The 25,921-nt window shown below is 68.8% G+C and carries 26 protein-coding genes; 12 read left to right on the top strand and 14 right to left on the bottom strand.

The features are described from left to right. Positions 1 to 38: 38 nt before the first annotated feature. The 4 genes from CPZ00_RS12100 (at position 39) to CPZ00_RS12085 (ending at position 2,699) form a co-directional block, all read left to right on the top strand. Positions 39 to 689 carry an alpha/beta hydrolase gene (locus CPZ00_RS12100; RefSeq protein WP_096391107.1) on the top strand — a complete coding sequence of 217 codons (651 nt, stop codon included), beginning with the start codon at positions 39 to 41 and terminating at the stop codon, positions 687 to 689. Positions 690 to 760: 71 nt separating this feature from the next. Then, positions 761 to 1,135, top strand: coding sequence for a YlbF family regulator (locus CPZ00_RS12095; RefSeq protein WP_096391106.1), 375 nt, complete (start codon positions 761 to 763; stop codon positions 1,133 to 1,135). Between the two features lie 78 nt (positions 1,136 to 1,213). Then, complete coding sequence (locus CPZ00_RS12090; protein ID WP_096391105.1) at positions 1,214 to 2,038, top strand: nucleotide-binding protein; 825 nt, start codon at positions 1,214 to 1,216, stop codon at positions 2,036 to 2,038. Positions 2,039 to 2,069: 31 nt separating this feature from the next. Beyond that, a complete protein-coding gene (locus CPZ00_RS12085) occupies positions 2,070 to 2,699 on the top strand; it encodes an RAD55 family ATPase (RefSeq protein WP_096391104.1) in 630 nt (209 codons plus the stop codon). Positions 2,700 to 2,709: 10 nt separating this feature from the next. Here the strand turns inward: CPZ00_RS12085 and CPZ00_RS12080 are convergent, their stop codons facing one another. The 3 genes from CPZ00_RS12080 to CPZ00_RS12070 form a co-directional block, all read right to left on the bottom strand. Continuing rightward, complete coding sequence (locus CPZ00_RS12080) at positions 2,710 to 3,747, bottom strand: sodium:calcium antiporter (RefSeq protein WP_096391103.1); 1,038 nt, start codon at positions 3,745 to 3,747, stop codon at positions 2,710 to 2,712. Between the two features lie 60 nt (positions 3,748 to 3,807). Then, positions 3,808 to 4,068, bottom strand: a complete 261-nt coding sequence (locus CPZ00_RS12075) for a hypothetical protein (RefSeq protein ID WP_096391102.1) — start codon at positions 4,066 to 4,068, stop codon at positions 3,808 to 3,810. A gap of 96 nt (positions 4,069 to 4,164) precedes the next feature. Further along, on the bottom strand, positions 4,165 to 5,106 hold the full coding sequence (locus CPZ00_RS12070) for an FKBP-type peptidyl-prolyl cis-trans isomerase (protein ID WP_096391101.1): 942 nt from the start codon (positions 5,104 to 5,106) through the stop codon (positions 4,165 to 4,167). A 202-nt stretch (positions 5,107 to 5,308) separates the two neighbouring features. Here CPZ00_RS12070 and cyaB point away from each other — a divergent pair, with 202 nt between their 5' ends. Beyond that, complete coding sequence (cyaB, locus tag CPZ00_RS12065; protein WP_096391713.1) at positions 5,309 to 5,929, top strand: class IV adenylate cyclase; 621 nt, start codon at positions 5,309 to 5,311, stop codon at positions 5,927 to 5,929. 56 nt (positions 5,930 to 5,985) lie between these two features. On the opposite strand, the gene CPZ00_RS12060 is transcribed toward cyaB, so the two are convergent. Next, the gene (locus CPZ00_RS12060; RefSeq protein WP_096391100.1) at positions 5,986 to 6,699 is read right to left on the bottom strand and encodes a uracil-DNA glycosylase family protein; all 714 of its coding nucleotides are present in this window, start codon (positions 6,697 to 6,699) and stop codon (positions 5,986 to 5,988) included. Between the two features lie 77 nt (positions 6,700 to 6,776). Between CPZ00_RS12060 and CPZ00_RS15630 the strand changes: the two genes are divergently transcribed. Next, complete coding sequence (locus CPZ00_RS15630) at positions 6,777 to 6,923, top strand: DUF7550 family protein (RefSeq protein WP_172861827.1); 147 nt, start codon at positions 6,777 to 6,779, stop codon at positions 6,921 to 6,923. A 77-nt stretch (positions 6,924 to 7,000) separates the two neighbouring features. On the opposite strand, the gene CPZ00_RS12055 is transcribed toward CPZ00_RS15630, so the two are convergent. Then, positions 7,001 to 8,206: an ABC transporter ATP-binding protein gene (locus CPZ00_RS12055; protein WP_096391099.1), complete on the bottom strand. Its 1,206-nt coding sequence runs from the start codon at positions 8,204 to 8,206 to the stop codon at positions 7,001 to 7,003. A gap of 156 nt (positions 8,207 to 8,362) precedes the next feature. Next, positions 8,363 to 10,594 carry a phosphoribosylformylglycinamidine synthase subunit PurL gene (purL, locus tag CPZ00_RS12050; RefSeq protein ID WP_096391098.1) on the bottom strand — a complete coding sequence of 744 codons (2,232 nt, stop codon included), beginning with the start codon at positions 10,592 to 10,594 and terminating at the stop codon, positions 8,363 to 8,365. A gap of 230 nt (positions 10,595 to 10,824) precedes the next feature. Here purL and CPZ00_RS12045 point away from each other — a divergent pair, with 230 nt between their 5' ends. The 3 genes from CPZ00_RS12045 to CPZ00_RS12035 all read left to right on the top strand — a co-directional run bounded on the left by CPZ00_RS12045 (position 10,825) and on the right by CPZ00_RS12035 (position 14,917). After that, positions 10,825 to 12,627, top strand: a complete 1,803-nt coding sequence (locus CPZ00_RS12045; RefSeq protein ID WP_096391712.1) for an SLC13 family permease — start codon at positions 10,825 to 10,827, stop codon at positions 12,625 to 12,627. 114 nt (positions 12,628 to 12,741) lie between these two features. Further along, positions 12,742 to 13,872, top strand: a complete 1,131-nt coding sequence (locus CPZ00_RS12040; protein WP_096391097.1) for a pyridoxal phosphate-dependent aminotransferase — start codon at positions 12,742 to 12,744, stop codon at positions 13,870 to 13,872. A gap of 73 nt (positions 13,873 to 13,945) precedes the next feature. Then, complete coding sequence (locus tag CPZ00_RS12035; protein ID WP_096391096.1) at positions 13,946 to 14,917, top strand: mechanosensitive ion channel family protein; 972 nt, start codon at positions 13,946 to 13,948, stop codon at positions 14,915 to 14,917. Positions 14,918 to 14,978: 61 nt separating this feature from the next. Here CPZ00_RS12035 and cdd read toward each other — a convergent pair whose 3' ends face one another. After that, complete coding sequence (cdd, locus tag CPZ00_RS12030; protein WP_096391095.1) at positions 14,979 to 15,389, bottom strand: cytidine deaminase; 411 nt, start codon at positions 15,387 to 15,389, stop codon at positions 14,979 to 14,981. Positions 15,390 to 15,593: 204 nt separating this feature from the next. On the opposite strand from cdd, the gene CPZ00_RS12025 reads away from it, so the two are divergent. Beyond that, positions 15,594 to 16,697 carry a DUF4382 domain-containing protein gene (locus CPZ00_RS12025; RefSeq protein ID WP_096391094.1) on the top strand — a complete coding sequence of 368 codons (1,104 nt, stop codon included), beginning with the start codon at positions 15,594 to 15,596 and terminating at the stop codon, positions 16,695 to 16,697. 89 nt (positions 16,698 to 16,786) lie between these two features. Here CPZ00_RS12025 and CPZ00_RS12020 read toward each other — a convergent pair whose 3' ends face one another. Further along, positions 16,787 to 17,302 (bottom strand): MaoC family dehydratase, encoded by a 516-nt coding sequence (locus tag CPZ00_RS12020; RefSeq protein ID WP_096391093.1) that lies wholly within the window; start codon positions 17,300 to 17,302, stop codon positions 16,787 to 16,789. 168 nt (positions 17,303 to 17,470) lie between these two features. Between CPZ00_RS12020 and CPZ00_RS12015 the strand changes: the two genes are divergently transcribed. After that, a complete protein-coding gene (locus CPZ00_RS12015) occupies positions 17,471 to 18,724 on the top strand; it encodes a Glu/Leu/Phe/Val family dehydrogenase (protein ID WP_096391092.1) in 1,254 nt (417 codons plus the stop codon). 56 nt (positions 18,725 to 18,780) lie between these two features. Here CPZ00_RS12015 and CPZ00_RS12010 read toward each other — a convergent pair whose 3' ends face one another. Next, the gene (locus CPZ00_RS12010) at positions 18,781 to 19,167 is read right to left on the bottom strand and encodes a thioredoxin family protein (RefSeq protein ID WP_096391091.1); all 387 of its coding nucleotides are present in this window, start codon (positions 19,165 to 19,167) and stop codon (positions 18,781 to 18,783) included. A gap of 146 nt (positions 19,168 to 19,313) precedes the next feature. Between CPZ00_RS12010 and CPZ00_RS12005 the strand changes: the two genes are divergently transcribed. Further along, entirely contained in the window at positions 19,314 to 20,246 is a 933-nt protein-coding gene (locus CPZ00_RS12005) for a PLP-dependent cysteine synthase family protein (RefSeq protein ID WP_096391090.1), read from the top strand. Between the two features lie 42 nt (positions 20,247 to 20,288). Here CPZ00_RS12005 and CPZ00_RS12000 read toward each other — a convergent pair whose 3' ends face one another. The 5 genes from CPZ00_RS12000 to CPZ00_RS11980 all read right to left on the bottom strand — a co-directional run bounded on the left by CPZ00_RS12000 (position 20,289) and on the right by CPZ00_RS11980 (position 25,921). Then, a complete protein-coding gene (locus tag CPZ00_RS12000; RefSeq protein ID WP_096391089.1) occupies positions 20,289 to 20,741 on the bottom strand; it encodes a DUF5804 family protein in 453 nt (150 codons plus the stop codon). A 67-nt stretch (positions 20,742 to 20,808) separates the two neighbouring features. Further along, complete coding sequence (locus CPZ00_RS11995; RefSeq protein ID WP_096391088.1) at positions 20,809 to 22,011, bottom strand: methionine adenosyltransferase; 1,203 nt, start codon at positions 22,009 to 22,011, stop codon at positions 20,809 to 20,811. A 580-nt stretch (positions 22,012 to 22,591) separates the two neighbouring features. Then, a complete protein-coding gene (locus CPZ00_RS11990; RefSeq protein WP_096391087.1) occupies positions 22,592 to 23,653 on the bottom strand; it encodes a transcription initiation factor IIB in 1,062 nt (353 codons plus the stop codon). A 241-nt stretch (positions 23,654 to 23,894) separates the two neighbouring features. Then, positions 23,895 to 25,241: an asparagine synthase C-terminal domain-containing protein gene (locus tag CPZ00_RS11985; protein WP_096391086.1), complete on the bottom strand. Its 1,347-nt coding sequence runs from the start codon at positions 25,239 to 25,241 to the stop codon at positions 23,895 to 23,897. Continuing rightward, positions 25,238 to 25,921 carry a PHP domain-containing protein gene (locus tag CPZ00_RS11980; protein ID WP_096391085.1) on the bottom strand — a complete coding sequence of 228 codons (684 nt, stop codon included), beginning with the start codon at positions 25,919 to 25,921 and terminating at the stop codon, positions 25,238 to 25,240. Before CPZ00_RS11980 ends, CPZ00_RS11985 begins: the two co-directional genes overlap by 4 nt.

Below are 25,921 nucleotides of genomic sequence, written 5' to 3'. Positions count from 1 at the left end.
GCCGACACGCACATCCCATCGGCGATCGAACGGGGCGTATGAGCGAGATCCCGCTCGAGCACGTCCACGTGGCGCCCGATGACGACCCGGCCGGAAAGCCGGCGGTCTTCGTCCTGCACGGACGCGGCGCCGACGAACGGGACCTCCTGCCCATCGCGAACGAGCTCGGCGACGACGTCCACGTCGTCAGCCTCCGGGCTCCCGACCCGCTTCAGGGCGGCTACACGTGGTACGAGCTCGACCTCTCCGGCGGCGGGCTCCATCAGAGCCAGCCGGATCCGGCGGACTTCCGGCGGAGCCTCGATCTGGTCGCCGAGAGCATATCAGCGGCAGTCGACGCCTACGAGCTCGACCCGGACGGGCTGGGACTGCTCGGGTTCAGCCAGGGCGCGATCACGAGCCTGAGCCTGGTGCTCGAGTCGCCCGAGACCGTCGCGTGGGTCGTCGGGCTGCACGGCTACCTTCCCGACTCCCACGTCGACCTGGACCCGGAGGGGATCGTGGACAAACCCGTCTTCATCGGCGGCGGGACGGGTGACCGCGTCATCCCGATCGACCGCGTTGAGGGAGCCGCCGAGCGGTTCGAAGCACTCGGCGCCGACGTCACCTACGAGACGTATCCGGTCGGTCACGGCGTCGGCCCCGACGAGCTTGCCGACGTGGTCGCCTTCGTCGACGCACATCGGTGACACGGCTCCGGATACCCGGTCGATTCCCCGCATCCGGCAGGTTGAAACCGCCGCACCGCCAACGTCGCGATATGAGTGCCGAAGCGATCACCGTCGAGGACCTCGGCCGACAGCTCGGCGACCGGATCACCCAGCTCTCCGAGTACGAACGGTTCGAGGAGGCCAGGACGGCGGTCGAGAACGACGACGCGGTCCAGGAGAAGATCGACGAGTTCGAGGGGCTCCGCCAGGAGTTCATGGCCGCCCAACAGACGGGGCAAGCGACCCAGACCGGGCTCAACGAGGTCCAGCGCGTCCAGGAGGAGCTCCACTCGATGCCGAAGATGGCGGAGTACCTCGATGCCCAGGAGGCGCTGACCGATCGGCTCGAGGCCGTCAACCAAGCGATCTCGGAGCCGCTCTCCGTCGACTTCGGCGGCGAGGCCGGCGGCTGTTGTCACGACTAGCTCGCGAGCGACCCGCAATCGCGTGTCGATCCGACGATCGACCCCACGTTTTTATCCGACACCGAGCCACCCGGCAGTATGATCGCGGTCGCCGGCGGAAAGGGCGGATGTGGAAAGACGACGACCACCCTCGGGCTCGCGCGGGCGCTCCCCGGAACGGTCCGTGCGATCGAGGGCGACTGGGACCTTCCCAACCTCCACGCGCTCGCCGGAACGCCACGGGAACCACCACGAACGCCACGAGACGCATCGAACCGCACCGCGGCCGTCGGCCACCGAGTCGACGGCGACGTTCGAGTCGTCCCACCGCCGATCGACCCAGCCGACGCGGACCCGTATTGCCACCTCGATCGACTCCGTGAGCCACGCGGCGAGTCGATCGCCGCGACGCTCGTCGACTGCCCCTCCGGAGCCGGCCCCGACGCGGCCGCGCCGCTGTCGGTCGCCGACCGAACCCTGCTCGTGACGACGCTCTCCCCGCCCGCGCTTCGGGACACTGCCAAGACAGCGGCGATGGCGCGGGAGCTCGACGCCCGGCCGATCGGGGTCGTCGTGACGCGGACCGAACCCGTCCCCGACGGGGTCGCCGCGTTCCTGTCGACGCCCGTCCTCGGCACCGTTCCGGCCGTGCGTCCGCCGGTCGTGTCCGATCCCCGCGTGCGTACCGCTTACCGGGACGTTGCCGCGGCGCTCCGACGGTCGACCGGGGGCGATGGAACCGCCGCGGGACCGGCGGGTGAGAGGACGCCGGCATCGAAGAACGGGCGAAGGACGCCGAAAGCCGGGAACGGGCGAAAAACGTTGAGAGCCGGGAGCGGACGAAAGGCGGCTGAAACGAACCGACCGACGCCCGACGGACGCACGGCTGACGTCGACCCGGCAAACTGGTCATATCCCCGATAGAGAATTAACCCTGGACCACGTGGAGACGCCCATGGCGCGGCTTCCGACCGGGATATCGGTCCTCGATCGCCAACTCGGCGGCGGCATCCCGAGCGGCAGCATCGTCGCGCTGACCGCGTCGCCGGCGAGCCAGGTCGAGCTGTTCCTCTACGAGCTCACGGCCGCCCGCGGCACGTTGTACCTCACGACCATCCGGTCCGAGGAGGCCGTCCGGGACGGGATCGACCGGTCCACGACGCGGGTCGGCGACCCGACGATCCGTGACATCGGCGGTGACACCGCCCTGGATCTCGACCACGCCAACGATCTGATCGCGACGCTTCCGGAGGAGGCGAACCTCATCGTCGACGCCGTGGATCCGCTCGAACGCCACGATACCGCCCGCTACCGGCGGTTCCTCAACACCCTCCAGACCCACATGACCAACACGGGCAGCGTCGCCGTGCTCCACGCGATGAAGGGACGGGACGTTCCGGCGAACCGCGATCTCACCGAGCACGTCGCGGACGTCGTCTTCGACCTCCACACCGAGGTCACCGCCAACGAGGTCATCAACCGCCTCGCAGTGCCGAAGTTCCGCGGCGGGGCTGCCCTCGAGGAGCCGGTGAAGCTCAAGCTCGCGGAGTCGGTCACCATCGACACGAGCCGCGACATCGCCTAGGACGTCCTCCTTACCCGAGGCGAATGAGTCCGGTGACGCCGATCGTCTCGGTCACCATCCACGCAATGAACAGCGTATAGATCGCAAGCAGGGCGTAGGATTCGATCGCCGTCAGCGTGAGTCCGGTCCGAAGGAACGCGAACAGGACGACGGTCGCGAGAGTCAACACGCCGAACAGCGGCGCGGCCACCGCGAAGTTCACGGGGACGCTCCCGACGAGCAGAACGCCGACCGGGATCGCGACGAGGAGGTCGAACGTGTTGGACCCGAGGACGTTGCCGAGACTGGTGATCCCCTTCTCGTCGGTCGCGGACCGGATGCTCACCAGCGCGTCGGGGAGGCTCGTTGCGGCCGCGACGATCGTCACGCCCGCGAGGAACTCCGGGATGCCGAAGGTCGTCGAGAGCGACTCGACGCCGCCGACGAGCGCCTCCACGGCGATCAGGATGCCGAGGAGGCCGCCGGCAAGGCGTGCCCATTCGCGACCGACCGCGATCCCGGTCGGCCGGTCCCCGGCGTCGTGGTCGCCGACGTCCTGCCACTGGATGAACAGGTACAGGGCGTAGAGACCCAGCGGGATCGCCGCCAGCGGGCGGGTTATCTCCCCGATGAGCGACGGAGCCTCCGGAACGGGCACGTAGATCACCGCGAGCGCGAAGGTCACGACGAGCGCGGAGATGGCGATCATATAAAACTGCGCCTCCTTGTAGACGATCGCCCGATTGGTATCCAGGTCCTCGTCGGTCGCGAGCGACGACAGCGCCGGGATCACGAGGACGTTGAAGATGGCCGATCCGACGATCGCCCCGACGCCCATCTCGAAGACGCCGGCGAAGGCGGTCACCACGACGCTCGCGAACTCGGGAAAGCTCGACCCGACGGCGACGACGATCGAACCCTGGACGACTGCCGGCAGCCCGTAATACCCGGAGAGCGCCTCCGCCGCCTCCTCGAGCCAGCCGCTGGCGACCCAGACGATCGCGGTCGCGACCGCGATCACCGCGACGTCGACGGCGGGCGTCGCGGGAAGGAGGCCGCCGAGCGTCATTGGTACCATCGGCGCCGTGCCCGCGTCCATCGTCTCGGCGTCATCCGAGGTGTCCGTATTTCATCCGAGGACCCCGTATCCGAGCGCGGCAAGCGCGCTCGCGATCGCGAGCAGGCTCCAGTTGCGAACGGTATCGAGGGCGGTGTAGGGACCGCCCTTCCGCGTGAACAGGTACACCAGGTACACCCCGATCGGCGCCAGGGAGGGGACCGTCCCGGGGTCGGCGACCGGAATCACCCGGCCGATCACCGCGACCGCGATCGTCGAAACCGCGGCGGCGGCCGCCACGATCACGTCCTCGCGGGCGTTCTCGAGGTTCATACGCGTGGCTGTGTGCGCGACCATCAAAAGACATCGGTTCCGATGTGAACGCGGCCGAACGCCGAACGCCGGCCAGCGGACGGGGTGCTGCGTGAGTTACTCCTCTTCGAGGTCCTCGAGCTCGTCGGCCAGATCGTCGGCGTCGACGTCGACGTCCTCGAGGGCGTCCTCGATGTCGCCGGCGCCGCCGGCGCCCATACCGCCCATCATCCCGCCGAGACCGCCCATCCCGCCGCCCTCGATGACCTCCTCGATGACGACGCGGTCGAGGTCCAGCCGGTCCATCAGGTCCTGGGCGACCTGCTGCTTCTGGAACATCCACTGCTGGTTCATCTGCATTCCGGGGGAGGCCTCGATGTAGAGGACGTCCTTCTCGACCTCCTCGGTCTCGGGCTCCTCGTCGTCGTCCTCGGCCGGGACCTCCTCGGTCTCGGTGACCGTCTCGATCCGGACCTCGGGCTCCTCCTGGAGGTACATCCCGAGCATTCCGGTGGCCTTCTCCGTGCGGTCCTCGATGACCTCGAGGATCTCGTACTCGTACTCCAGGTCCTCGCCGGCTAGCGGGTGGTTGAAGTCGACCCGCGCGCGGCCGCCGATGATCGTCTCGAGGCGGCCCTGGCGGCCGTCGATCTGGATCTGGGCACCGGGGTATCGCTCGTCCTCGCCGATCTTGTCGGCCTTCACCGTCTCGACCTCCTCGGGGTCGTACTCGCCGAACGCCTCGTCGGCGGGCACGTCGACGGTCCCCTCGTCGCCGGCCTCAGCGCCGATGAGCGCGTCCTCGACGCTGGCGAAGACGTGGCCCGCGCCGATCGCGATGATGCGCGGCTCGAAATCGTACTCCTCGGTGTCGATCTCGGCCTCCTCGGCGACGTCCTCGTCGGTCGTATCGATGACCTGACCGTCATCGGCGGTGCGGATCGTGTAGGCGATACGGACGAAATCGCCGTCCTGAAGTCCCGTGGCTGCGTCTTCGGTCTCCTCGCTGTCGGCCTCGCTGGCGTCCGCGGCCGCGTCGGCCTGCTCTTGGTCACTCATACCCCAACGATCCCCCGTTGCACCCTTAAGAAGCACGGTTCCGACCCACGATCCTGCCTCGCGATGGCACGGGAATTCCCTCCGTACGAGCGCCGAGACTCCGATGTTTCCGATGATCGGGGATGCCGACCGCGACGTCGGACGCGGCAAAGCGACGGCCGCGAACGGCGACCTTTTCATCGGCCCGACCGTCGGGAAGCGTATGTACGAGGTCGAGCTGAAGGTCGCCGCCGACGTCGCCGCCGTTCGTGACCGGCTCGCGTCGACCGACGCCGATCGGCTGGAGACGATCCGGCAGGTCGACACCTACTACGACGCGCCCGACCGCGATTTCGCCGCCACCGACGAGGCGCTTCGCGTCCGGGTCGAGCGTCCGATCGAGGCGACTGGCGAGGACGGAGACGACGACGAGCAAGGGGGCGAGGGCGGCGAGCACGAGACGGACGACGACGTCCCGGCGGCGCGGACGAAGGTGACGTATAAGGGACCGCTCGTCGACGAGGCGTCGAAGACGCGCGAGGAACGCGAGACGGTCGTCGCCGACGGCGAGGAGATGGCGGCGATCCTCGACGGGCTCGGGTATACGCCGGCCGCGACCGTCGAGAAACGCCGCGAGTTCTATCGGATCGACGGATACACCCTCACGCTGGACCGGGTCGACGACGTCGGCGAGTTCGTCGAGATCGAACGCGACGTCGAGACCGTCGACGGGATCGAGGCCGCCCGCGACCGCGCCCGCAAGCTGCTTCGGGAACTCGGGTTGGATCCGGACGACCAGATCAGGACCTCCTACCTCGGGCTGTTGCTCGCGGCGGACGTCTAAGGCGCCGTTCTCGTTCCGACGCCGTCGCCGATCCGACGGCGCGCCTCGTGTCTCGATCACCGCACGAAATAGGGCTCCTCGCCCGCAATGAACCGCCCGAGGTCGCTCTCGCGCCGGTAGTCGGTCCGGCGGAGCTCCCGGAGTCCGGCCGCGAGACGATCGGCGTGGTCGGCTCCCCACTCCCGTGGGTCACGGATCGGAACCACCAACCAGCCGGATCCGAGCAGTTCGGTGCCGTGGACCACCTCGAGGCCGCCGTTCCCCTCGATCTCGGCCCAGGTCTTCGCCGTGTAGGACTCGATGACGTGCCGCGTCGCCCGCTCGCCGACCGGCAGCAGGACGTGTGCGGCGATCGCCCGCAGTTCGGCGTCGAAGATCGGCTCCAGCTCGGCGTAGGCGGCGTCGGACGGATCCCTGCTTCCCGCGTTCGGAACGCACGCATGGAGGTACGACAGGAACGTGCCGTCGATCGCGGCCCATGGAACGGCACCGGATCGTCCGTCCGTCCGTATCGCAGCGTCACCGCTGGCCCCATCGTTCCGGATGGCGCTCTCGGCCCCGATTATCCCGCCGTCCCTGAGCGCGCCGAAGAACCGTTCGGACCACGGCTCGTCCGCGAACGGAACGCCGGACTCACGTCCGCCGTGAACGCCCGGGTGGTCGCCGATCACGTGAAAGTCCGCGTTCGCGTCGCCGTATCCGGGCACGTACTCGGCGCAGTCGGGACGCATTCCGAAGGGGTTCCGGCGCCGGTCCGTGACGTTTCGCACGCGGTCGGATACGGCGGAGCGGCCCAAATGACGTTCGGATCGGATCCGTTTTTGTGGGTCCGCTCCGATCGTCGAGTATGGCAGACCACTCCGCGGAGCCCGACCCGGACGCACGCGTAACGTCACCGATGCAGGAGTTCACCGGCAGCCAGGCGCTCACCGGCGGCGTCGTCCTCCTGATCGGCATCGCGATCGCGTACCTCGTCCCGACGCTACTGCTATAGATCCGGCGCTACCGGTGTCGTTCGTCTTCTCGGCAGCCACGACGAGATCCGCTCTGTGGGGCCGCTCGACGGGCACCCTACCGCGGATACCAGGCCAGCGGATGGTCGGCGACGAGGTCGACCGACACCCGTTCGTCGAGCCCGAACTCCTCGGAGTGGTTGTGGAGGCAGTGGACCGACTCCCCGGAATCCAGCTCGACCCGGTAGATGAATGATGGCCCGACGTACTGCCGGGAAACGACGGTGCCGTCGGCGACGTCGTCCTCGACCGGGGACGCACGGAGATCGTCCGGCCGGACGAGGACGTCGACCGGCGCGCTGTCGTAGACCGTGTCGTATCCCTCGAGGGTCGCGGCGTTGAACCGCCCGATCCCGGTCTCGACGTACCCCTCACGAAGGTGACCCTTGAGGAACGACGCGCGGCCGAGGAACGAGGCGACGAACTTCGATTCGGGCTGCTCGAACACCGACTCGGGGTCGCCGATCTGCTCGAGACGCCCGTCGTTCATCACGGCGATGCGGTCGGAGATGGACAGCGCCTCCTCCTGGTCGTGGGTCACCGAGACGGCGGTGACGCCCGCCTCCTTCAAGATCCGGCGCACTTCCTCGCGCATCTCCACGCGAAGCCGGACGTCGAGGTTCGAGAACGGCTCGTCCAACAGGAGGACGTCCGGCTCGGGGGCCAGCGACCGGGCCAGCGCGACCCGCTGTTTCTGCCCGCCGGAGAGCTGGTCCGGGGTCTTCCCGCCGTGGTCGGGCATGTCAACCAGGTCCAGCAGGTCGTCGACGCGCGCCTCGGCCTCGGCGGCCGACCGGTCCGAGAGGCCGAACGCGATGTTCTCCCGGACGGTCAGATGCGGAAACAGCGCGAAGTTCTGGAAGACGATCCCGACGTCACGCTCCTCGGGTGCCGTACAGCCGTCCGGCTTCGCCACGCACTCGCCGGCGATCGCGATCCGACCCTCGCTCGGCGTCTCCAGGCCGGCGATCATCCGGAGCGTCGTCGTCTTCCCGCAGCCGGACGGGCCGAGCAGGGTCAACAGCTCCCCGTCCCGCACCGCGAGGTCGACGCCCGAAACCGCCGACTCGGAGCCGAACCGCTTGTGGACGTCGTCCAGCGCGAGGACGGTCTCGCTCGCCGTGACGACCGCGTCGGATCCGGCGTCGCCGGTCGGGCCGGTCCCCGACTCCGACGCCGCCACCGTGGTCGATGCCGAGGGCGCATCACCGCCGGCATCGCTCGAGTCGATCGTCCCGCGAGCGGAAGTGCGTTGGTGTGACATGGTCGGAGAGTGGGGAAACGCCGCGAACGGTGTCCGTTGCCGACACATACTTTAGGAAACCCTAAAACCGTTTCGCTGGTGTCGTGTTGACACACCGCCATCGGTGGCGTGCTCGAGGAGCTCGCCGCCGGGGTCGAGCCGTTCGGAACCGTCGACTCAGGCGAGTTCGCGCTCGATCACGTCGCGTCGCTCGCGGATCTCGGCCGCCGTGGCCGCGACGCGCTCGTCGCCGACGGCCAGTCGGAGCCGACCGTCCGTGGTCACCGTCCCGAGCGAATAGGTCGGAACGTCGTCCGCCAGCGCGGCGACCGCTTCGGGATCGGTCGTCTGGACGACCAGCCGGCCGGGCGTCTCCTCGAAGGCGGCGACGTGGTCCGGAAGCTCGACGTCGGCGCCGGCCGCGTCCGTGACGAGTTCGGCGAGCGCGACCGCCAGCCCGCCGTCGCTCACGTCGTGAGCGGCGACCGTCGACTCGTGACGGGCAACCCGCGCAAGCGTATCGATCAAATTCGCGGGATCCGCATCCGGAAGCGTCGGGAACCGGTCCGTGCCGCCGACCTGTGCGAGATACTCGGAGCCGCCGAGCGCGTCGCCGCCGGCCCCAACGAGGAGGATCTCGGAGTCGTCGGCGACGTCCCCGTCGAGCGCGGCCGGCGGCGCGTCGTATCCGCGCTTCGTTCCGAGGAGCGCGAGCGTCGGCGTCGGCGGGATCGGTCCCTCGACGCTGTCGTTGTACAGCGACACGTTGCCGCCGACGACCGGCGTTTCGAGGTCGGCGCACATCTCGGCCAGTCCGTCGACGATCGCGGTGAAGCCGCCGTAGACGTCAGGTTTCTCTGGATTGCCGCCGTTGAGACAGTCGACCGCGGCGAGCGGGACCGCCCCTTTCGCCGCCAGGTTCGTCGCGTTCTCGAGCGCGACCGCCCGGGCACCGTCGTATGGGGCGGCCTCGGTCCAGTTCGGGTTCGCGCCGGCCGAGAGCGCGAGTCCGACGCCGGTCGCGTCGTCCGCACCGGCGGATGCAACGGTCGCGTCGTCGTGATCGTCGAGGCCGGCCGCCTCATCGATCGCCATGATCGCGGCGTCGTCGCCGGGGGTGAGCGCCGTGCGCGTGCCGACCTCGTGGTCGTACTGGCGGTAGACCCACCGCTTGCTCGCGGTGGAGGGCGCGCTCACGACCGCCTCGAAGGCCGTCTCGAGATCGATCTCGGGGAGCTCTCGGGACTGGGTCTCGGGTGCGGTGGCGTCCAGGTCGTTCATCGGCGCGCCGTCGGCGAGGTATTCGGCGTCGACGTCGACGACCGTCTCGCCCTCGAAGGTACAGGTGTAGGTCCCCTCGGTCACCTCGCCGATGACCGAGCAGCCGAGGTCGAAGCGGTCCGCCAGCTCCTGCACGCGGTCGACGTCCTCGGGGTCGACCTCGTAGCACATCCGCTCCTGGGACTCCGCGAGGAGGATCTCCAGCGGCGACATGTTCGGTTCGCGCTGGTGGACCCGATCGAGTTCGATCCGGGCGCCGAGCCCGCCCTTCGCGACCAGTTCCGACGAGGCCCCGCCGAGGCCGGCCGCGCCGAGGTCGCGGGCGGAGGCGACGAGGTCCTCGTCGATCAGCGCCTCGTTGCACTCGATCAGCAGCTTCTCCGCGTAGGGGTCGCCGACCTGCACGGCCGGCCGGTCCTCGGTCTCGGCGTCCTCCGCGAGGTCCTCCGACGCGAAGGAGGCGCCGCCGAGGCCGTCGCGTCCGGTGGCGTTCCCGACGAGGACGAGCGCGTTGCCGGGCTCCTGGGCCGTGGCGGTCACGAGCCGCTCCTCGGTCGTCAGACCGACGCAGGCGACGTTGACGAGCGGGTTGCCCTCATAGCCCTCGTGAAAGGCGACGCTGCCGCCCACGGTCGGAACGCCGATGCAGTTTCCGTAGTGGGAGATCCCCTCGACGACGCCCTCGAAGAGGTACTTCGCGTGGTCCCGGTCGAAGGACCCGAAGTACAGCGAGTCGAGCAGGGCGATCGGATACGCGCCCATGCTCATCGTGTCGCGGACGATCCCGCCGACGCCGGTGGCCGCCCCGTCGAAGGGGTCGACGTAGGAGGGGTGGTTGTGGCTCTCGACGCCGAAGGTGACGTAGACGTCGCCGTAGTCGTCGCCGTCACGCTCTCCGGCAGGCGTTTCGGCGGCCGCGGGCGTCGGCAGCGCGAGCACCGCCGCGTCGTCGCCCGGGCCGATCACGACCGCGTCGCCCTCGCTCTCGAAGGCGCCCAGAAGCGGTCGCGAGGAGCGGTACGCACAGTGCTCGCTCCAGAGGTTCTCGAACAGCGCGGCCTCGGCCGGAGTGGGATCGCGTCCGAGCTCCTCGCGCACGAGCTCGGCGTCCGCGTCGGACAGGCTCATTCAATTATATGGTGATATCGGCCGTTCTAATGTCTTTCTATACCCACATTCGTGGATCACGATCCGGAGCGCCGGCGCGGACCGATCCGGCGCACTGGGGTTTTTAACTCGCTGGACGTCTCCTCCACATAACGATGTCGCCGACTGCCGCGGGATCGGCCGGAATGGGTTGGGTCGGGTCGCCCGTCCAGCTCGCACCGCTGCAGTCGATTCCGGAGGTCACGCCGGGTATGCTCGTGGTCTTTGCGATCGTGGCCATCGCGCTGGTGCTGTTCGTGACGGAGCCGCTCCCGATCGACGTCTCGGCGCTCGGGATCCTCGTCGCGCTGATCGTTCTCGAGCCGTGGACGCGCGTCGACCCGGCCACCGGGGTGAGCGGGTTCTCGAGCGCCGCGACGCTCACCGTGCTCGCGATGTTCGTCCTCAGCGAGGGGATCCGCCAGTCCGGGCTCATCAACCTGGTCGGCGCGGCGGTCGCCGACCGGTTCGGCGATAGCCACCTCAAGCAGCTGCTCGCCGTCCTCGGCATCTCCGGCGGGACCGCGGGGCTCATCAACAACACCCCGGTCGTGGCGATCATGATCCCGATGGTGAACACGATCGCGAAACGGACCGGGATCTCGCCCTCCAAGCTGTTGATGCCCGTCTCCTTCATCGCGATGCTCGGAGGTACCCTGACGCTGATCGGGACCTCGACGAACATCCTCGCCTCCGACGTCTCCGCGCGCCTGATCGACCATCCGTTCTCGATGTTCGAGTTCACCTCCCTGGGCGTTCTCGTGTTGCTCACCGGGGCCGTCTATCTGGCGACGATCGGCCGGTACCTGCTGCCCGAGCGCGTGGCGGTCGACGAGGAACTGATCGCGGAGTTCGACATGGCCGAGTATCTGACCGAGGTCGTCGTTCGGGCGGAATCGCCGCTGGTCGGGAAGACGATCGACCAGGTCCTCCAGGAGACGGATCTGGACGTCGACGTCGTGCAGCTCGTCCGCGGCGATCAGGTCTTCACCGAACCCCTCGCCCGAAAGGAGGTTCGGCCCGACGACGTCTTCGTGCTCCGGACCGACCGCGAGAGCCTGCTCGAGCTGCTGGATGCCGAGGGACTCGATCCGGCACCCGACGCGGAAGTGACCGAGGCGGTTCTGACCGGCGACGAGGCCGAGATCGAGCCGGATACCGAGCAGAGTCTCATCGAGATCGTCGTCGCGCCGGGAGCGTCGATCGTGGGCGAGACGCTCGAAACGCTGAACTTCCGGAACCGATACGACGCGACCGTGCTCGCCATCCGCCGGGGCGGGGAGGTGATCCACGCCCGGATGGACGAACGGCGGCTTCGCGGCGGCGACACCCTGCTCATCCAGGCGACCGAGGACACGATACGGCGGTTCGGCTCCGACCGGAACTTCGTGCTCGCGCGAGAGCTGATCCGCCCCGACTTCCGAACGGAGCGGATCCCGGTCGCGGTGGGGATCATCCTCGGCGTGGTCGCCCTCGCGGCCCTGGAGGTCCTGCCGATCCTCGTCAGTGCGCTCGGGGGCGTGGTCGCGATGGTGGCGACCGGCTGCGTGAAGCCCGGCGAGATCTACGAGGCGGTCGACTGGAGCGTCATCGTCCTGCTGGCCGGACTCATCCCGCTCGGCGTCGCGATGGAGCGTACCGGCGGCGCCGAGTGGCTGGCGAGCCTCGTCGTCGTGGGGGCAAGCGACCTGGCGCCGGTCGTCCTCCTCGGCGCGTTCTATCTGTTCACCGCCCTCGTCACCAACGTCATCAGCAACAACGCGAGCGTCGTCCTGATGATCCCCGTCGCGGTCGACACGGCCGCGGCGATCGGCGCCGACCCCTTCTCGTTCGTGCTCGCGGTCACCTTCGCGGCCTCGACCGCGCTGATGACGCCGATCGGCTACCAGACGAACCTGATGGTCTACGGCCCCGGCGGCTACCGGTTCACGGACTTCGTCCGCGTGGGCGCGCCCCTGCAGGCGATCCTCACCGTCGTGACGACGCTGGGGATCGTCGCCATCTGGGGCGTGTGAGCGGCACCGCACGTGGCTGCCGGCGTGCCCGACGAGCGACACGCGTCGTCGTTCGACGCAGGTGACTCGCGGGATGTAACAAGAATTATTCGCGGCCGGATCGCTGCGTTAGATATGGCATCACCGACGTTTTCCGACCGGATCGAACGGATCCCGCCGAGCGGCATCCGCGACGTCTTCGAGGCGGCCGGCGACGACGCGATCGACATGGGGATCGGCCAGCCCGACTTTCCGACCCCGGATCACGCGCGCGAGGCCGCCGTCGAGGCGATCCGCGCCGGTCGTGCGGACGGCTATACCCCAAACCGCGGCCTGGAGTCCCTGCGGGAGGCGATCGTCGCCAAGCACGAACGCGACCAGGGCGCGTCGATCGACGTCGACGACGTGATCGCGACCGCCGGCGGCAGCGAGGGACTGCACCTCGCGTTGGAGGCCCACGTCGGGGCCGGCGACGAGGTGATCGTCCCCGATCCCGGCTTCGTCTCCTACGCGGCACTCGCGAAGCTCGCGGGCGCGGAGCCGGTCCCCGTGGAACTGCGGGACGACCTCACGCTCGATCCGGCCGCGGTCGAGGCGGCGATCACCGAGGACACCGCCGCCTTCATCATCAACTCGCCGGCGAACCCGACCGGGGCCGTCGCGCCCCGCGAGGACGTCGAGGCGTTCGCCCGCATCGCACGCGAACACGACGTCCTCTGCATCTCCGATGAGGTCTACGAATACACGGTCTTCGACGGCGACCACCACTCGCCGATGGAGTTCGACGCGGGCGGCAACCTGGTGGTCGTGCACTCGGTCTCGAAGCTCTACTCGATGACGGGCTGGCGGCTCGGCTGGGTCACGGCGACGAGCGATCGGATCGACCGAATGCTGCGCGTCCACCAGTACGTCCAGGCGTGTGCGTCGGCGCCCTCGCAGTTCGCCGCGGAGGCCGCCTTGACGGGCGACCAGTCGGTCGTCGACGAGATGACGGCCACGTTCAAGCGCCGGCGCGACGTCCTGCTCGAGGGGCTCGCGGACATCGGCATCGAGTGTCCGACGCCGCGCGGGGCCTTCTACGCGATGCCCAAGGTGCCCGAGGGCTTCGTCGACGAATGCGTCGACCGCGGGCTCATCATCGTTCCCGGCGACGCCTTCGGCGAGGGCGGCGCCGGCCACGCCCGGCTCTCGTACGCGACCGACGAGGCGACCATCCGCGACGCGCTCGACGTGATGGCCGACGCCTACGACGCCGTCACCGAGTGACGCCATCGTTCCGGACGACGGAGAAACCCCGGCCGGCACAACCGTTTACTTGCTGCGACGGATCCACTGACAAGTGAACCGACGCGTCGCCATCGGATCCGTGCTCGTCGGGATCGTGTGTGCCGCCGGCGCCGGCCTGCTTTCCGCCGCGGATCCGGCCCCGGCGAGCCCGTTTGCGGCGCTTCCGACGCTCCTCGGGATCCCCCTCGTTCCGGTCGTCGTCAAGGGACTGCTCCTCGCGGCGATCCTGTTCGTCGCGTACGGGCTCTACGCGCTCACGCTCGCCGCGCTGACGCGCCACGCGAGCAAGCGGCGCGCCCACGACGCGCGAAACGTCCTGCGGCTCGCGTTCGGCCTCGCCGCCACCGTGACCGCCCTCGCGGCCCTGACACAGCAGTGGCTGGGCCTGCTACTCTCGCTCGGCGTCGTCGGCTTCGCGATCACGTTCGCGCTCCAGCAGCCGCTGTTGTCGCTGATCGCGTGGGGCTACATCCTCCTGAAGCGTCCCTACGGCGTCGGCGACCGGGTTCGGATCGGCGAGGCCAAGGGGGACGTGATCGCCGTCGATTTCCTGGTCACGACGATCTGGGAGATCAACGGCGAGCTCGTCTCGACGAACCAGCCGTCCGGACGCGTGATCACCGTCCCGAACGGCCTCGTGCTCTCCTCGGAGGTCGTCAACTTCGGCGGGGGCGGATCCCCATCGGTCTGGAACGAGATCGCGTTCCAGGTGGCCTTCGAGACCGACCTCACGTTCGCCCGCGAGCTGATGCGCGAGGAGGCCGCCGACTACCTCGGCGCGGAGATGGCCCGCCACGTCGACGCCTACCGCGAGGCGCTCGCGGAGACGCCGGTCGAGCTGGAGGTCGCCGACGGCCCGTCGGTGAACGTCGCCCAACGCGAGAGCTGGGTCGAGCTGCGGCTCCGATACCTGGCGCACCCCCGCCGCGGCCAGCGGGTAAAAAACGACCTGTACGAACGGATACTGGCCCGGTTCAACGAGCATCCCGACCGGATCGCCTTCCCCGTGAGCCGGAACCGGTAGCACGTCCGGTTTCCGGTGGTTGGCGACGGCTAACGACGTTCCGCGCTAGCGACGCTCCGCGCTAGCGACGCTCCGCGGCGGAAAGCGTGTCCGCGGAGATCGTGTTCGGAAGCAGCTCCCCGAGCGTGTAGGTCGCCGTTCCGTCCGCCCCCTCGTCACAGACGATCTCGAGGTCGTCCGCACAGAACTCCGTCAGCGTCTGTCGACACATCCCGCAGGGCGTCACGCCGTCCCTGGCGCCGGAGGCGACCGCGAGCCGGTCGAACGCCTCGTGGCCGTTCTTGACGGCCTCGGCGATCGCGACCTCCTCGGCGTGGAGGCTGTTCGAGTAGTTCGCGTTTTCGATGTTGCAGCCCCTATAAACCGTCCCGTCCGCCGTTTCGAGCGCCGCGCCGACGGCGTACTCGGAGTACGGAACGTGGGCATTCTCGAGCGCGCTTCGGGCCGCCTCGATGAGTGGATCCTCGTGCATACCGACGAAACGCCCACCGTGCCGATAAATCCGCCGCCCGAGCGCGTCATCGGCCGGTTTGCTCGACCGGTTTCCCGACCGGTTTCCCGACCGTTTTCTCGGAGCCATTTCGTCCTTCTCGGTCCTATTCCGTCATTCTCGATCCCATCCCGTCCTTCCCGGTCCAACAGCCATATCCCTCTCACGGGACGAGTATCGGGCGCTATGCAGAGGCGCACATACATTCGGGGGGTTACAGCTGCAGCAACCGCAGGCGCGTTCGCCGGCTGTACCGGCGGCAACGGCGGGTCCGGGAACGGAAACGGCTCCGGGAACGGGGATGGCTCCGGGGACGACGGCGGATCCGGGGACGGCGATGCTGATTCCGACTCCGGCGACGCCACGCGCTACGGAACGCTCTCGACGAGCGTCACCGATCAGCCCAACGACATCGACGACTTCGAGTCCCTCGTCGTGACGCTCGACGGGATCTGGATCAAGCCCGCCGACTCGACGGACGAGTCGGACGGAGAGGACGAGGAGGACGAGGCTGACGACGCGGACGAAACAGAGACGGATGAGAACGATCCGGCCGAAACGGAAACCGCGACCGACACGGCGACGCCGACCACGACCGACACGGCGACGCCGGAGGGAACCGAGACCGCGGCTCCCGATGACGAGGACGGGGCTGACGACGAGGACGGGGCTGACGAGGAGGACGAGGCGGACGAGGAGGACGGGGCTGACGACGAGGGCGAGGCGGACGAGGAGGACGAGGCGGACGAGGAGGACGATGGGGGGGACGCCGACGGAAGCGGCCGACGCTACATCGAGTTCGCGGAGCCGCAGGAGGCGGACCTCGTCCAGCTGCAGGACGGGAGCACGAAACTCATCGACGAGACCGAGGTCGAGGTCGGCGAGTATCGGTTCCTGCAGCTCGACGTCGCGAGTACGCGCGGAACCCTGACGACCGGCGAGGAGGCGGACGTCCGGACGCCCGGGAACGCGCCGCTGAAATTCAACCAGTCGTTCGAGGTCCGCGAGTCGACGCGGACGACCTTCATCGCCGACTTCGCGCCGAACCGAACCGGGCAGGGGCGCCGATACATCATTCGACCGGTCGCCAGCGGGACGACCGTGCGCTACGAGGACGCGACGAACGACGAGACGGACGCGACTCCGACCGCGACCGCCGAACCGACCGAGACCACCGAACCGACCGAGACCACCGAACCGACCGAGACCACCGAACCGACCGAGACCACCGAACCGACCGAGACCGCGGGATCGCCGGAGCCCGAATCGACCGGAACGTCCGGACAGTAACCGATTCGAGCGATCGGGAAAACGTCAGTTCGGTCGCTCTACTTCGGCCGCCTCGGTCGGACGGGAGTCGCAAACCGTCTCACGAACCGCTACTCGCACGCCGGCCGTTTTTCCGAAAGCACGGTTCGATCGAACGCACAGACGAGCGGATCGTCGGCAGCGTCTTCGCCCTCATCGCCGGCGGCATCACTCCCGGTTCCGCCCCCGTCCCGGTCGACGACGAACGCCTCGACGTGCATCGTCACGACGCCGCGGTCGCCGTCGCTCGTCTCCCGCTTGTCCGTCACCGTCGACCGTGCACGCAGCGTGTCGCCGTGAAAGACGGGAGCGGGGTGCTCGACGGAATCGTACGAGAGGTTCGCGACGATCGTTCCGTCGGTGGTCTCGGGAATCGTGAGCCCGACCGCAAGCGACATCGTATACAGCCCGTTGACGATTCGCTCGCCGAAGTCGGTCCCGGCGGCGAACGCGGCGTCGAGATGGAGCGGCTGTTGATTCATCGTCATATCACAGAACCGTTGGTTGTCGGCCTCGCTTATCGTCCGTCGGGCCGCGTGGTCGATCGTCTCGCCGACGGTGAACTCCTCGTAGTAGCGTCCAGACATACCGGCTCACGTCGGCGTGAGTTTATAAGCGTATTCGACGATCCGGGAGGTGACGACTCGTTTCGGCCCGCGATCGGACGGATCTCGACCGTCGCCGGAACACGGCAACATTCGCGACCGAAACCGTGAGACGGTACAGTTAACCACACGGATACGACTCCTGTAGGTATGTCGGACGAGACCAATCCGTTCGAGAGTCTCCAGGAGCAGATCGACGACGCCGCAGCCCACCTCGACGTCGACGACGGCGCCATCGAGCGGCTGAAGAATCCCGAGCGCGTGCTCGAGACCAACCTCACCGTCGAGCTCGACGACGGCTCCCTCGAGACGGTTCGGGCGTACCGCTCGCAGTTCAACGGCGACCGCGGCCCGTACAAGGGTGGCATCCGCTACCACCCGGGCGTCACCCGCGACGAGGTGAAGGCGCTCTCTGGTTGGATGGTTTATAAATGCGCGACCGTCGACATCCCCTACGGCGGCGGGAAGGGCGGCATCAGCATCGACCCGACCCAGTACTCCGAGGCGGAGCTGGAGCGGATCACTCGCGCGTTCGCGACCGAGCTCCGGCCGCTCATCGGCGAGGACCGGGACATCCCCGCGCCCGACGTCAACACGGGCCAGCGGGAGATGAACTGGATCAAGGACACCTACGAGACCCTCGAGAACACGACCGCCCCCGGCGTCATCACCGGAAAGGCGATCGACTCCGGCGGGTCAGCGGGTCGCGTCGAGGCGACCGGCCGCTCGACGATGCTGGCTGCGCGCGAGGTCTTCGACTGGATCGGCGAGCAGGTCGAGGGCGCCTCGGTGGCCGTGCAGGGATACGGCAACGCCGGCTGGATCGCGGCGGATCTCCTCGACGACGTCGGCGCCACGGTCGTGGCGGTCTCGGACTCCGGCGGCGGGGTCCACGACCCGAGCGGGCTCGACCCGGTCGCCGTAAAGGAGCACAAGAACGAGACCGGCAGCGTCGTCGGCTACGGTGACGCCGAGGAGCTGACCAACGAGGAGCTGCTCACGCTCGACGTCGACCTCCTCGTGCCGGCGGCTCTCGAGAACGCGATCGACGCCGATCTCGCCGAGGACGTGCGGGCCGACGTGGTCGTCGAGGCCGCCAACGGCCCCCTGACGCCGGGCGCCGACGACGTGCTCGCCGAGCGCGACGTCTGGGTCGTCCCGGACATCCTGGCGAACGCCGGCGGCGTCACCGTCTCCTACTTCGAATGGGTCCAGAACCGCCAGCGGTTCAGCTGGACCGAGGAGCGCGTCAACGAGGAGCTCGAGCGCGTCATCACCGAGGCCTTCGACGGACTCGTCGACGCCTACGAAACCCACGACCTGCGGAACCTCCGCACCGCGGCCTACGTCGTCGCGGTCCAGCGGGTGATCGACGCCTCCGATCAGGCCGGCACCTGGCCCTGAACGGGTCGAACCCGCCCGGTTGCGGCCCCGCGATCGGTGCGATTTAAAAGAAGTCGTCAGGCCGTCGCGTCGATCCCGTCGAGCTGCTCGGCGAGATGGACGGCGATCGGCTCCGGCTCCTCCTCGACGAACCGCGCGAGTTCCTCGCCCTCGCGCTCGACGACGACGGTGGGGATCAGCTCGATGCCGTACTCCTCGACGCCGGGTCCGGTCTTCGAGCCGTCCGCCGCCTTCTCGACGGGATGGTGTTCGATCCGCTCGTCGGGAACGCCGGCGGCCTCGAGGGCCGCGGCGAAGTCCGGCAGCTGCTGGCGGCAGTCGCCGCACCAGTCGCCGCCCCAGACCTTGAAGACGTATCCCTCGTCCGCGCCGAGCGTCTCGAGCGCGTCCTCGTAGCCCGCCGCGCTCCACGCCGCGTTCGGCTGTAGCGTCCGCAGTGACATACGATCGAATAGGAACGGCGAACTTAAAAGGGTCGCGTCGCCGGATCCGGCGCGGCGTCGAATCCGACACATCGCGGGATCCGGATCGATTCGCGTCTTGCCGCAGTCCGTAGGTGGTTTAGGCACGCTCGCAGTAGACTCACCCAATGGACGACGGCATCCTCGACACCGTCGGGTCGCCGCTGGTTCGCGTCTCCTCGCCGGCGGGGACCACGGTGGCCGCGAAGATCGAATCGAAGAACCCCGGCGGGTCTGCCAAGGACCGCCCCGCGATCGCGATGATCGAGGCCGCCGAGGCGTCCGGCGATCTCTCGCCGGGCGACGGCATCGTCGAGCCGACCTCGGGGAACACCGGCGTCGGGATCGCGATGTGCGGCGCAGCGAAGGGCTACGACGTGACGATCGTGATGCCGGCCTCGAAGTCGCCGGAGCGGCGCCGCATCATGCGGGCGTACGGGGCCACCGTCGAGCTCGTCGAGGGCGACATCTCGGACGCCAAGGACCGGGCGGACGAGCTCGAGGCCGAGGGGATGGTCCAGCTGGGACAGTTCGAGAACCCGGCAAACCCGCGCGCACACTACGAGACGACCGGCGCCGAGATCCTCGACCAGATCGACGGCCGGACGGTCGACGCGTTGGTCGCGGGCGTGGGTACCGGCGGCACGATCACGGGGACCGGTCGGCGGCTCCGGGAGGCGTTCCCGGACGTCCGGATCGACGCCGTCGAGCCGTCCGACAGCGCGGTGTTGTCCGGGGAGGAGCCCACCGGCGACTCCTTCCAGGGAATGGGACCTGGGTTCATCGCTCCGAACCTCGATACCGACCTCCTCGACGCGGTCCACACGGTCGAACTCGACGAGGCCGAGGCGGAGTGTCGCCGCCTCGCCCGGGAGGAGGGCATCCTCGTCGGCCAGTCCTCGGGCGCCTCGAACCTCGCCGCGAAGACCGTCGCCGAGGAACTCCGGGACGCGGGCACGTACGCCGGTGACGAGCCGCTCGTCGTCACGGTCTTTTGGGACAGCGGCGAGCGCTACCTCTCGACCGGACTGTTCGATGCGAACGCGGACGGCTCGGTTTAACGACGCCGTGAATGTGGACGAGGCGACCCGATCGCGGCTCGCTCAGGCGGAAAACTCCGCGTCGCTTACCCGAACCACGACCGTCCCGTCGAGGTCGTCCCGATCGTGGTCGGGCGTCGTTCCCTGTTCCCTGGTCACGTATCTCGGATCGACGAGCTCCCCGTCGAGCACGCCGAACAGCTTGAGCCGCCGGTCGGTCTCCTCGGGTCGGACCTCGCCGTCGCGGACCTGCCGCGCGAGGTCCCGGGAGAGCCATTCGTCGGCGTCGATCGACGGGTCGCGGATCAGCGTCTCGCGCACGAAGCGGACGAGATACCAGTTCAGGTCGTTGCACAGCGAGACGGCGGCGCCGAGGCTCACGGTGTCGACCGCGAGGCTGTTGGCGAACGGCTCCGTGATCTCGTAGGTCGACAGCGCCTCCCGCGCGGTCTCGCGGGAGAGGAGCTCGTAGGCGAGGCTCACCTCCGGGTCGCCCACGAGACACACCTGCGTCATACTCCGACTGGAGGCCCCGTCCGCAAATCGGTTGCGGTCGGGGGATCCACGGTCAAGCGACTCGCGCTCAGAACGTCGAGACGTCGCCCTCGATGACCCGCCGGGTCACGCCCGTGACGTCCGCGAGCTCCGCGTCGACGATCGCGACGATGTCGTCCTCGACGTCCGCCAGGTCGACTCCGTCCTCGGTGACGACCTGCGCGTCGGCCACGTGCGGCTCGTCGATCGGGCGACCGATCTGTGAGAGGAGCCGGACCTGTAGGTCACGGATCCCGTCGACCTCCGCGGCGACGGATTCGGCAATCTCCGTCGAGAGCAGGTTGTAGATCTTGCCGATGTGGTTGACCGGGTTCTTCCCGGAGGTCGCCTCCATCGACATCGGTCGATTCGGCGTGATCAGACCGTTCGCCCGGTTACCCCGGCCGACCGAACCGTCGTCGCCCTGTTCGGCTGAGGTTCCCGTCACGGTGAGGTAGATGGAGCCCTCGTCGTAGTCGTCGGCGGTGTTGACGTCGACGTTGACCTCCCGATCGGTCCGGTCGCGGGCGAGATCGGTCACGAACTCCCGAACCGACTCGACCGCCTCGTCGTAGGCCTCGAAGCCGTCGACGTACCGGTCGACCATCGCGGCGGCGACGGTGATGTCGATCCGATCACCCTCGCGTTTGCCCATGATCTTCACGTCCGGGCCGAGCTCGGGGTGGTCCTCGTAGTAGGTCGTGTTGAGCTCGTGCTCGGCGTCGCGAACGATCCGCTCGGTCTCGGTGAGGGGGGCGTGACCGACGCCGAAGGAGGTGTCGTTGGCCATCGGGACCTGCGCCTCCTCCTCGCCGAAGACGTCCTGGAGGTCGCCGGACCCCTCGCCGAGCTTGACGTCGACGATGACGTCGGTTCCGTACTCGAGTTCCGGGATGGCCTCGGCGAGGTACTCGCGGGCCGCCGCCAGCGCCGTCGAGTCGACCGGCAGCTGCTGGCCGTCGTACTCCTTGGTCGCTCGTCCCACGATGAGAATGTAGATCGGCTCCACGACCTCGCCGCCGCCGAAGGCGGGGGCCGCGTTGCCGGCGACCAGCTGCGTCTCGTCGGTGTTGTAGTGGAGGACCTTGCCGACCCGGTCGAGATAGAGCTGTGAGAGCGCCCGAGAGACCGACTCCGCGATGCCGTCGCTTATCGAGTCCGGATGCCCGATCCCCTTCCGCTCGACGATCTCGACGTCCTGGTCCTCGACCGCCGTTCGATCGAGGCGACTGACCTGGATGTTCCGACTCATTGGATACGGGTACCGGACCAGGTACGGTATAACTTGCGGAAAGTGTTTCGGTCCCATTCATTCCCCTGAAGCATATTCCGTCGGATCGGCGGACCGATCACCTCGACGGTCGGAGCGCAGGCCGGCCCGTTCGTCGGACGTGGAACGCGGGATCGTGGGTCGTTCGGGCTGACGCTCGGCCTGGGCGTTGGGGCTGACGTTCGATCACTACGTCCGGACTGCGTGGCGTTCCGAACGGAAATGAATCCGACGTCGTGTGCAAAACGAAACGATCGCCGGGATATCTCGATCAGTGTGGCCAGTTTTGACGGATCGGACGCGGTTTAGGTATTCCCGGTCCGATCGACTGACGGCGTCCGTGGCCGCGACGCGGCATCCCGGACGCCGACGTGGACGAGTGCTCCCAGTGACGTGGTCAGTCACCGGTTCGTCCCGATCGCCCCGCCGGAGTCGGCGGGGCTGATCGCCGTCTCGATTCTCCGGTCTCCGAGCTGGTTGCCTTCGAGCCATACGAACGCCGCTCTTCGGGGTACGCAAAACTGACGGTAATGGATTCCGGCGCGTTACAGTCCGTCGGCGATCAGGCGACCGCGTCGGCGTCGCCCTCGGAGAAACCGGGGAACCGGGCCTCCTCGGCCTCGAGCAGCTCCTGGTAGCGGTTCCGGATCGTGACCTCGCTCATTCCGGTCACGTCGCTGACCTCGCTCTGGGTGAGATCGACGTTGGTGAGCTTGCCGGCGGCGTAGATCGCGGCGGCCGCGAGGCCGACCGGCGACTTGCCGCTGTGGACGTTCTGCCGTTTCCCCTGCTCGAGCAGCTGGCGGGCGAACTGCTCGGTCTCGTCGGGGACCTCGAGGTCGCTGGCGAACCGCGGGAGGTACTCGACCGGATCGGCCGGCTGGATCTCCAGCTTCAGCTCGCGGTTGATGTACCGGTAGGCGCGCTTGAACTCCTCGGCGTCGACCCGGCTGACGGCCGCGATCTCGTCGATCGACCGGGGCACCTGCTCCATCCGGGCGGCCGCCTGGAGGCTCGCGGTCGCGATCCCCTCGATCGAGCGGCCCGGAAGCATGTCGTTGTCGAGCGCCTGTCGGTAGATGACGGAGGCGGTCTCGCGGACGTTCTCGGGGAGGCCGAGCGCGGAGGCCATCCGGTCGATCTCGCCGAGCGCCTGCTTGAGGTTCCGCTCCTTGGAGTCGCGGGTGCGGAAGCGCTCGTTCCACGTCCGGAGCCGCTGCATCTTCTGGCGCTGGCTCGAGGAGAGCGAGTTGCCGTAGGCGTCCTTGTCCTGCCACCCGATGTTCGTCGAGAGGCCGTCGTCGTGCATCATCTTCGTCGTGGGGGCGCCCACGCGGGACTTCGAGTCCTTCTCGCTGGCGTCGAACGCGCGCCACTCCGGCCCGCGGTCGATCTCGTCGGCGTCGACGACGAGCCCGCAGCTCGAACAGACCGTTTCGGCGCCCTCGTTGCGGAGCGTGCTCCCGCACTCCGGACAGGTCGTCGTCGACTCGTGTTCGTGTGCCTGCTCGTCCTCCGTCGTCGATTCGGCGGCGCCGGATCGCGTTCCGGACCGTCGGTCGTCGGTCGTCTCCCGGTTCGTGTCGGTCGTGCGCCGGTGGGCGCTGAAGCGTGTCTGACTCATTGGTGTGTGTTCGATTGGAGTGTGCTCGTGATGACGGCGGGCCGCGGTCGCGTGGTGCGCGGCTGAGGAGGACGAAAGGAATATAAAGTCGACCTCGCTCGCGTTCTTCACTCCGAGTTAGGAACTGGCACTACATAAATGTATTGTGTGATCCGATCACAACCGCCGGTAGACGCCCCGAAACGCCCGAACGGACCGTAACGATCGTTCATTTATATACCAATATGGCGAGGAACGCCTCTCACTCGTCGGCGACCGGTTCCGGAGGGGGCGAATCCAGGAGCACCGACTCGACGTATCGCTCGACGTGGTCGTCCATCCGTCGTTTGAATCCCGCCTGCCGGGCGAGCCGGTCGAGCTCCCGAGAGACGTAGGTGCCGTACTGCACCGCCTTCTTCTCCGCGGTCCGGACCGATTCGGGGACCAGCCCCTCGGCGGCGCGCCGCAGCGCGATCTTCCGCTCATCGGGCGTGGCAAGCAACGATCCCGGAAGCCGCAGCGCGGCCGCCACCACGCGGTCCGCGAGCAGCGGCGTCACGGGCTCGATCCCGGCGGTTCGGACCGCCCCGACGTCGCGTTCGATCTGCGCCGGCAGCGTCCGCATCGTCTCGTCGCGCGCGCCCCGCACCGTCCCCGCGTCGACCCGGTGGTCGTCGGCCGGTTCGACGACCTTGCTGTACCCGCCGAACAGCTCGTCGGCACCCTGTCCGAGCAGGAGTCGATCGTGGCCGTCCGCCGCGGCCGCGCGCGCGGTGCAGTACAGCGGAACCGCGATCGCGAGATCCATCGGGTTCGTCCGCCCGGTGGCCGCGGCGACCGTAGGGATCGCCGCCCGGAGGTCGTCGTGGTCGATCCGAACCTCGCGCAGCTCGCGGTCCATCGCCGCCGCGGCGGTGCGGGCGGCCGCGACGTCGTGACACCCCTCGAATCCGGCGACGTAACAGGGCGCCTCGGGCGCGCCCGCGGCGACGATCCCCGAGTCGACGCCGCCGGAAAAGGCGACCGCGACGTCGCCGCCGGAATCGGATTCGGCGTCGGTGTCGTGACCGTCCGCAGCAACGGTGGCGTTATTGCCGTCGGCAGCAACGGTGGCGTTATTGCCGTCGGCAGCAACGGCGTCATCGACGGCGGCGATCGACTCGCGGATCGCCTCGTCGACGCCTGCCTGCGCAGCCGCGGCTGCGTCGGCCCGCGAGTCCGGGAGCGTCCAGACGCGGCGCTCGTCCGCGGCCGTCAGAACGGTCCCGGCCGGCACGGACCGCGGCTCCTCGAGCCGCCGGCGGTCGAACGCCCACGCCTCGTCCGCCGTCGGGTCGGCCGCAGTCGCCTCGACGAAGACCGGAACCCGGCCGAGGACGTCCCGGACGAGCGCCGGCGTCCCGTCCGCCAGGTCGACGTACCCGCCGAAGCCAGTGCCGCCGGGGAGGGGGTCGGATTCGCGAATCGCCAGCCGAACTCGCTCGGGAGTCGCACCGTGTCGGCGGTCACGCGCGAACGCGCCCTCGTCGACCACCGGATCAGCATCGACGATCCAGTCATCCTCGGGAACCGGGTCGTCCTCGCCGGTCGAGTCGCCGTCGGCCGTCATCGCAGATCGTCCAGCCGCCGGAGGACCCGACGCTTCGCGCCGCCGGCCGCCTGTCGGAAGGAGACGTGCCAGGGAGTCCGGCGGCCGATGACGCTCGTTCGTCCGGCGGCGATCGCCTCGAGGATCCCCGCGGCTGACGGCTCGTCGGCGTCGACCTCGGTGACCGCCTGTCCGACCATTTCGGAGACGTGGGCGTCGCTGCCGGCGGTCATCGGGAGGTCGCGGTGGAGCGCGAAGCGCTCGGCCTTGCGGTTCGCCCGTCCGGTCAGCAGCCGGGAGTTGTACACCTCGATCGCGTCCGCGCTCGCGAGCTGCTCGTCGTCGATGTGGGCCGCGACGCCGTGGCGGCTCTTCTGGAACGGATGGGGGACGACCGCGATCCCGCCCTGGTCGTGGATCCGATCGAGGGTCTCGTCGTAGGGAAGCCCCGAGGGTACCAGGTCCTCGACGCCGAACGCGAGCACGTGGCCGGCCGCACACGTCACCTCCATCCCGACGATCCCGACGAGGCCGTGGTCGGCCGCGCGCTCGGCGGCCTCGATCGACGCGTCGATCGCGTCGTGGTCGGTGACCGCGATGGCGTCGAGCCCGACCGCGGCCGCCTGCTCCAACAGCAGGTCGACCGGGTCGCGGCCGTCGTGGGAGCGTTCCGAGTGGGTATGCAGCTCGACCGAAAGCAC

This window comes from Halopenitus persicus (assembly GCF_002355635.1).
GTDB classification, from domain to species: domain Archaea; phylum Halobacteriota; class Halobacteria; order Halobacteriales; family Haloferacaceae; genus Halopenitus; species Halopenitus persicus_A.
Note: the sequence above shows the minus strand (reverse complement) of the source record. Positions and strands in the feature narration are given on the sequence as shown.

Coding starts and splice junctions, on each gene's coding strand:
- CPZ00_RS12100 (WP_096391107.1), top strand. CDS start 39: ATGAGCGAGATCCCGCTCGAGCACGTCCACGTGGCGCCCGATGACGAC.
- CPZ00_RS12095 (WP_096391106.1), top strand. CDS start 761: ATGAGTGCCGAAGCGATCACCGTCGAGGACCTCGGCCGACAGCTCGGC.
- CPZ00_RS12090 (WP_096391105.1), top strand. CDS start 1,214: ATGATCGCGGTCGCCGGCGGAAAGGGCGGATGTGGAAAGACGACGACC.
- CPZ00_RS12085 (WP_096391104.1), top strand. CDS start 2,070: ATGGCGCGGCTTCCGACCGGGATATCGGTCCTCGATCGCCAACTCGGC.
- CPZ00_RS12080 (WP_096391103.1), bottom strand. CDS start 3,747: ATGACGCTCGGCGGCCTCCTTCCCGCGACGCCCGCCGTCGACGTCGCG.
- CPZ00_RS12075 (WP_096391102.1), bottom strand. CDS start 4,068: ATGAACCTCGAGAACGCCCGCGAGGACGTGATCGTGGCGGCCGCCGCC.
- CPZ00_RS12070 (WP_096391101.1), bottom strand. CDS start 5,106: ATGAGTGACCAAGAGCAGGCCGACGCGGCCGCGGACGCCAGCGAGGCC.
- cyaB (WP_096391713.1), top strand. CDS start 5,309: ATGTACGAGGTCGAGCTGAAGGTCGCCGCCGACGTCGCCGCCGTTCGT.
- CPZ00_RS15630 (WP_172861827.1), top strand. CDS start 6,777: ATGGCAGACCACTCCGCGGAGCCCGACCCGGACGCACGCGTAACGTCA.
- CPZ00_RS12055 (WP_096391099.1), bottom strand. CDS start 8,206: ATGTCACACCAACGCACTTCCGCTCGCGGGACGATCGACTCGAGCGAT.
- purL (WP_096391098.1), bottom strand. CDS start 10,594: ATGAGCCTGTCCGACGCGGACGCCGAGCTCGTGCGCGAGGAGCTCGGA.
- CPZ00_RS12045 (WP_096391712.1), top strand. CDS start 10,825: ATGCTCGTGGTCTTTGCGATCGTGGCCATCGCGCTGGTGCTGTTCGTG.
- CPZ00_RS12040 (WP_096391097.1), top strand. CDS start 12,742: ATGGCATCACCGACGTTTTCCGACCGGATCGAACGGATCCCGCCGAGC.
- cdd (WP_096391095.1), bottom strand. CDS start 15,389: ATGCACGAGGATCCACTCATCGAGGCGGCCCGAAGCGCGCTCGAGAAT.
- CPZ00_RS12025 (WP_096391094.1), top strand. CDS start 15,594: ATGCAGAGGCGCACATACATTCGGGGGGTTACAGCTGCAGCAACCGCA.
- CPZ00_RS12020 (WP_096391093.1), bottom strand. CDS start 17,302: ATGTCTGGACGCTACTACGAGGAGTTCACCGTCGGCGAGACGATCGAC.
- CPZ00_RS12015 (WP_096391092.1), top strand. CDS start 17,471: ATGTCGGACGAGACCAATCCGTTCGAGAGTCTCCAGGAGCAGATCGAC.
- CPZ00_RS12010 (WP_096391091.1), bottom strand. CDS start 19,167: ATGTCACTGCGGACGCTACAGCCGAACGCGGCGTGGAGCGCGGCGGGC.
- CPZ00_RS12005 (WP_096391090.1), top strand. CDS start 19,314: ATGGACGACGGCATCCTCGACACCGTCGGGTCGCCGCTGGTTCGCGTC.
- CPZ00_RS12000 (WP_096391089.1), bottom strand. CDS start 20,741: ATGACGCAGGTGTGTCTCGTGGGCGACCCGGAGGTGAGCCTCGCCTAC.
- CPZ00_RS11995 (WP_096391088.1), bottom strand. CDS start 22,011: ATGAGTCGGAACATCCAGGTCAGTCGCCTCGATCGAACGGCGGTCGAG.
- CPZ00_RS11990 (WP_096391087.1), bottom strand. CDS start 23,653: ATGAGTCAGACACGCTTCAGCGCCCACCGGCGCACGACCGACACGAAC.
- CPZ00_RS11985 (WP_096391086.1), bottom strand. CDS start 25,241: ATGACGGCCGACGGCGACTCGACCGGCGAGGACGACCCGGTTCCCGAG.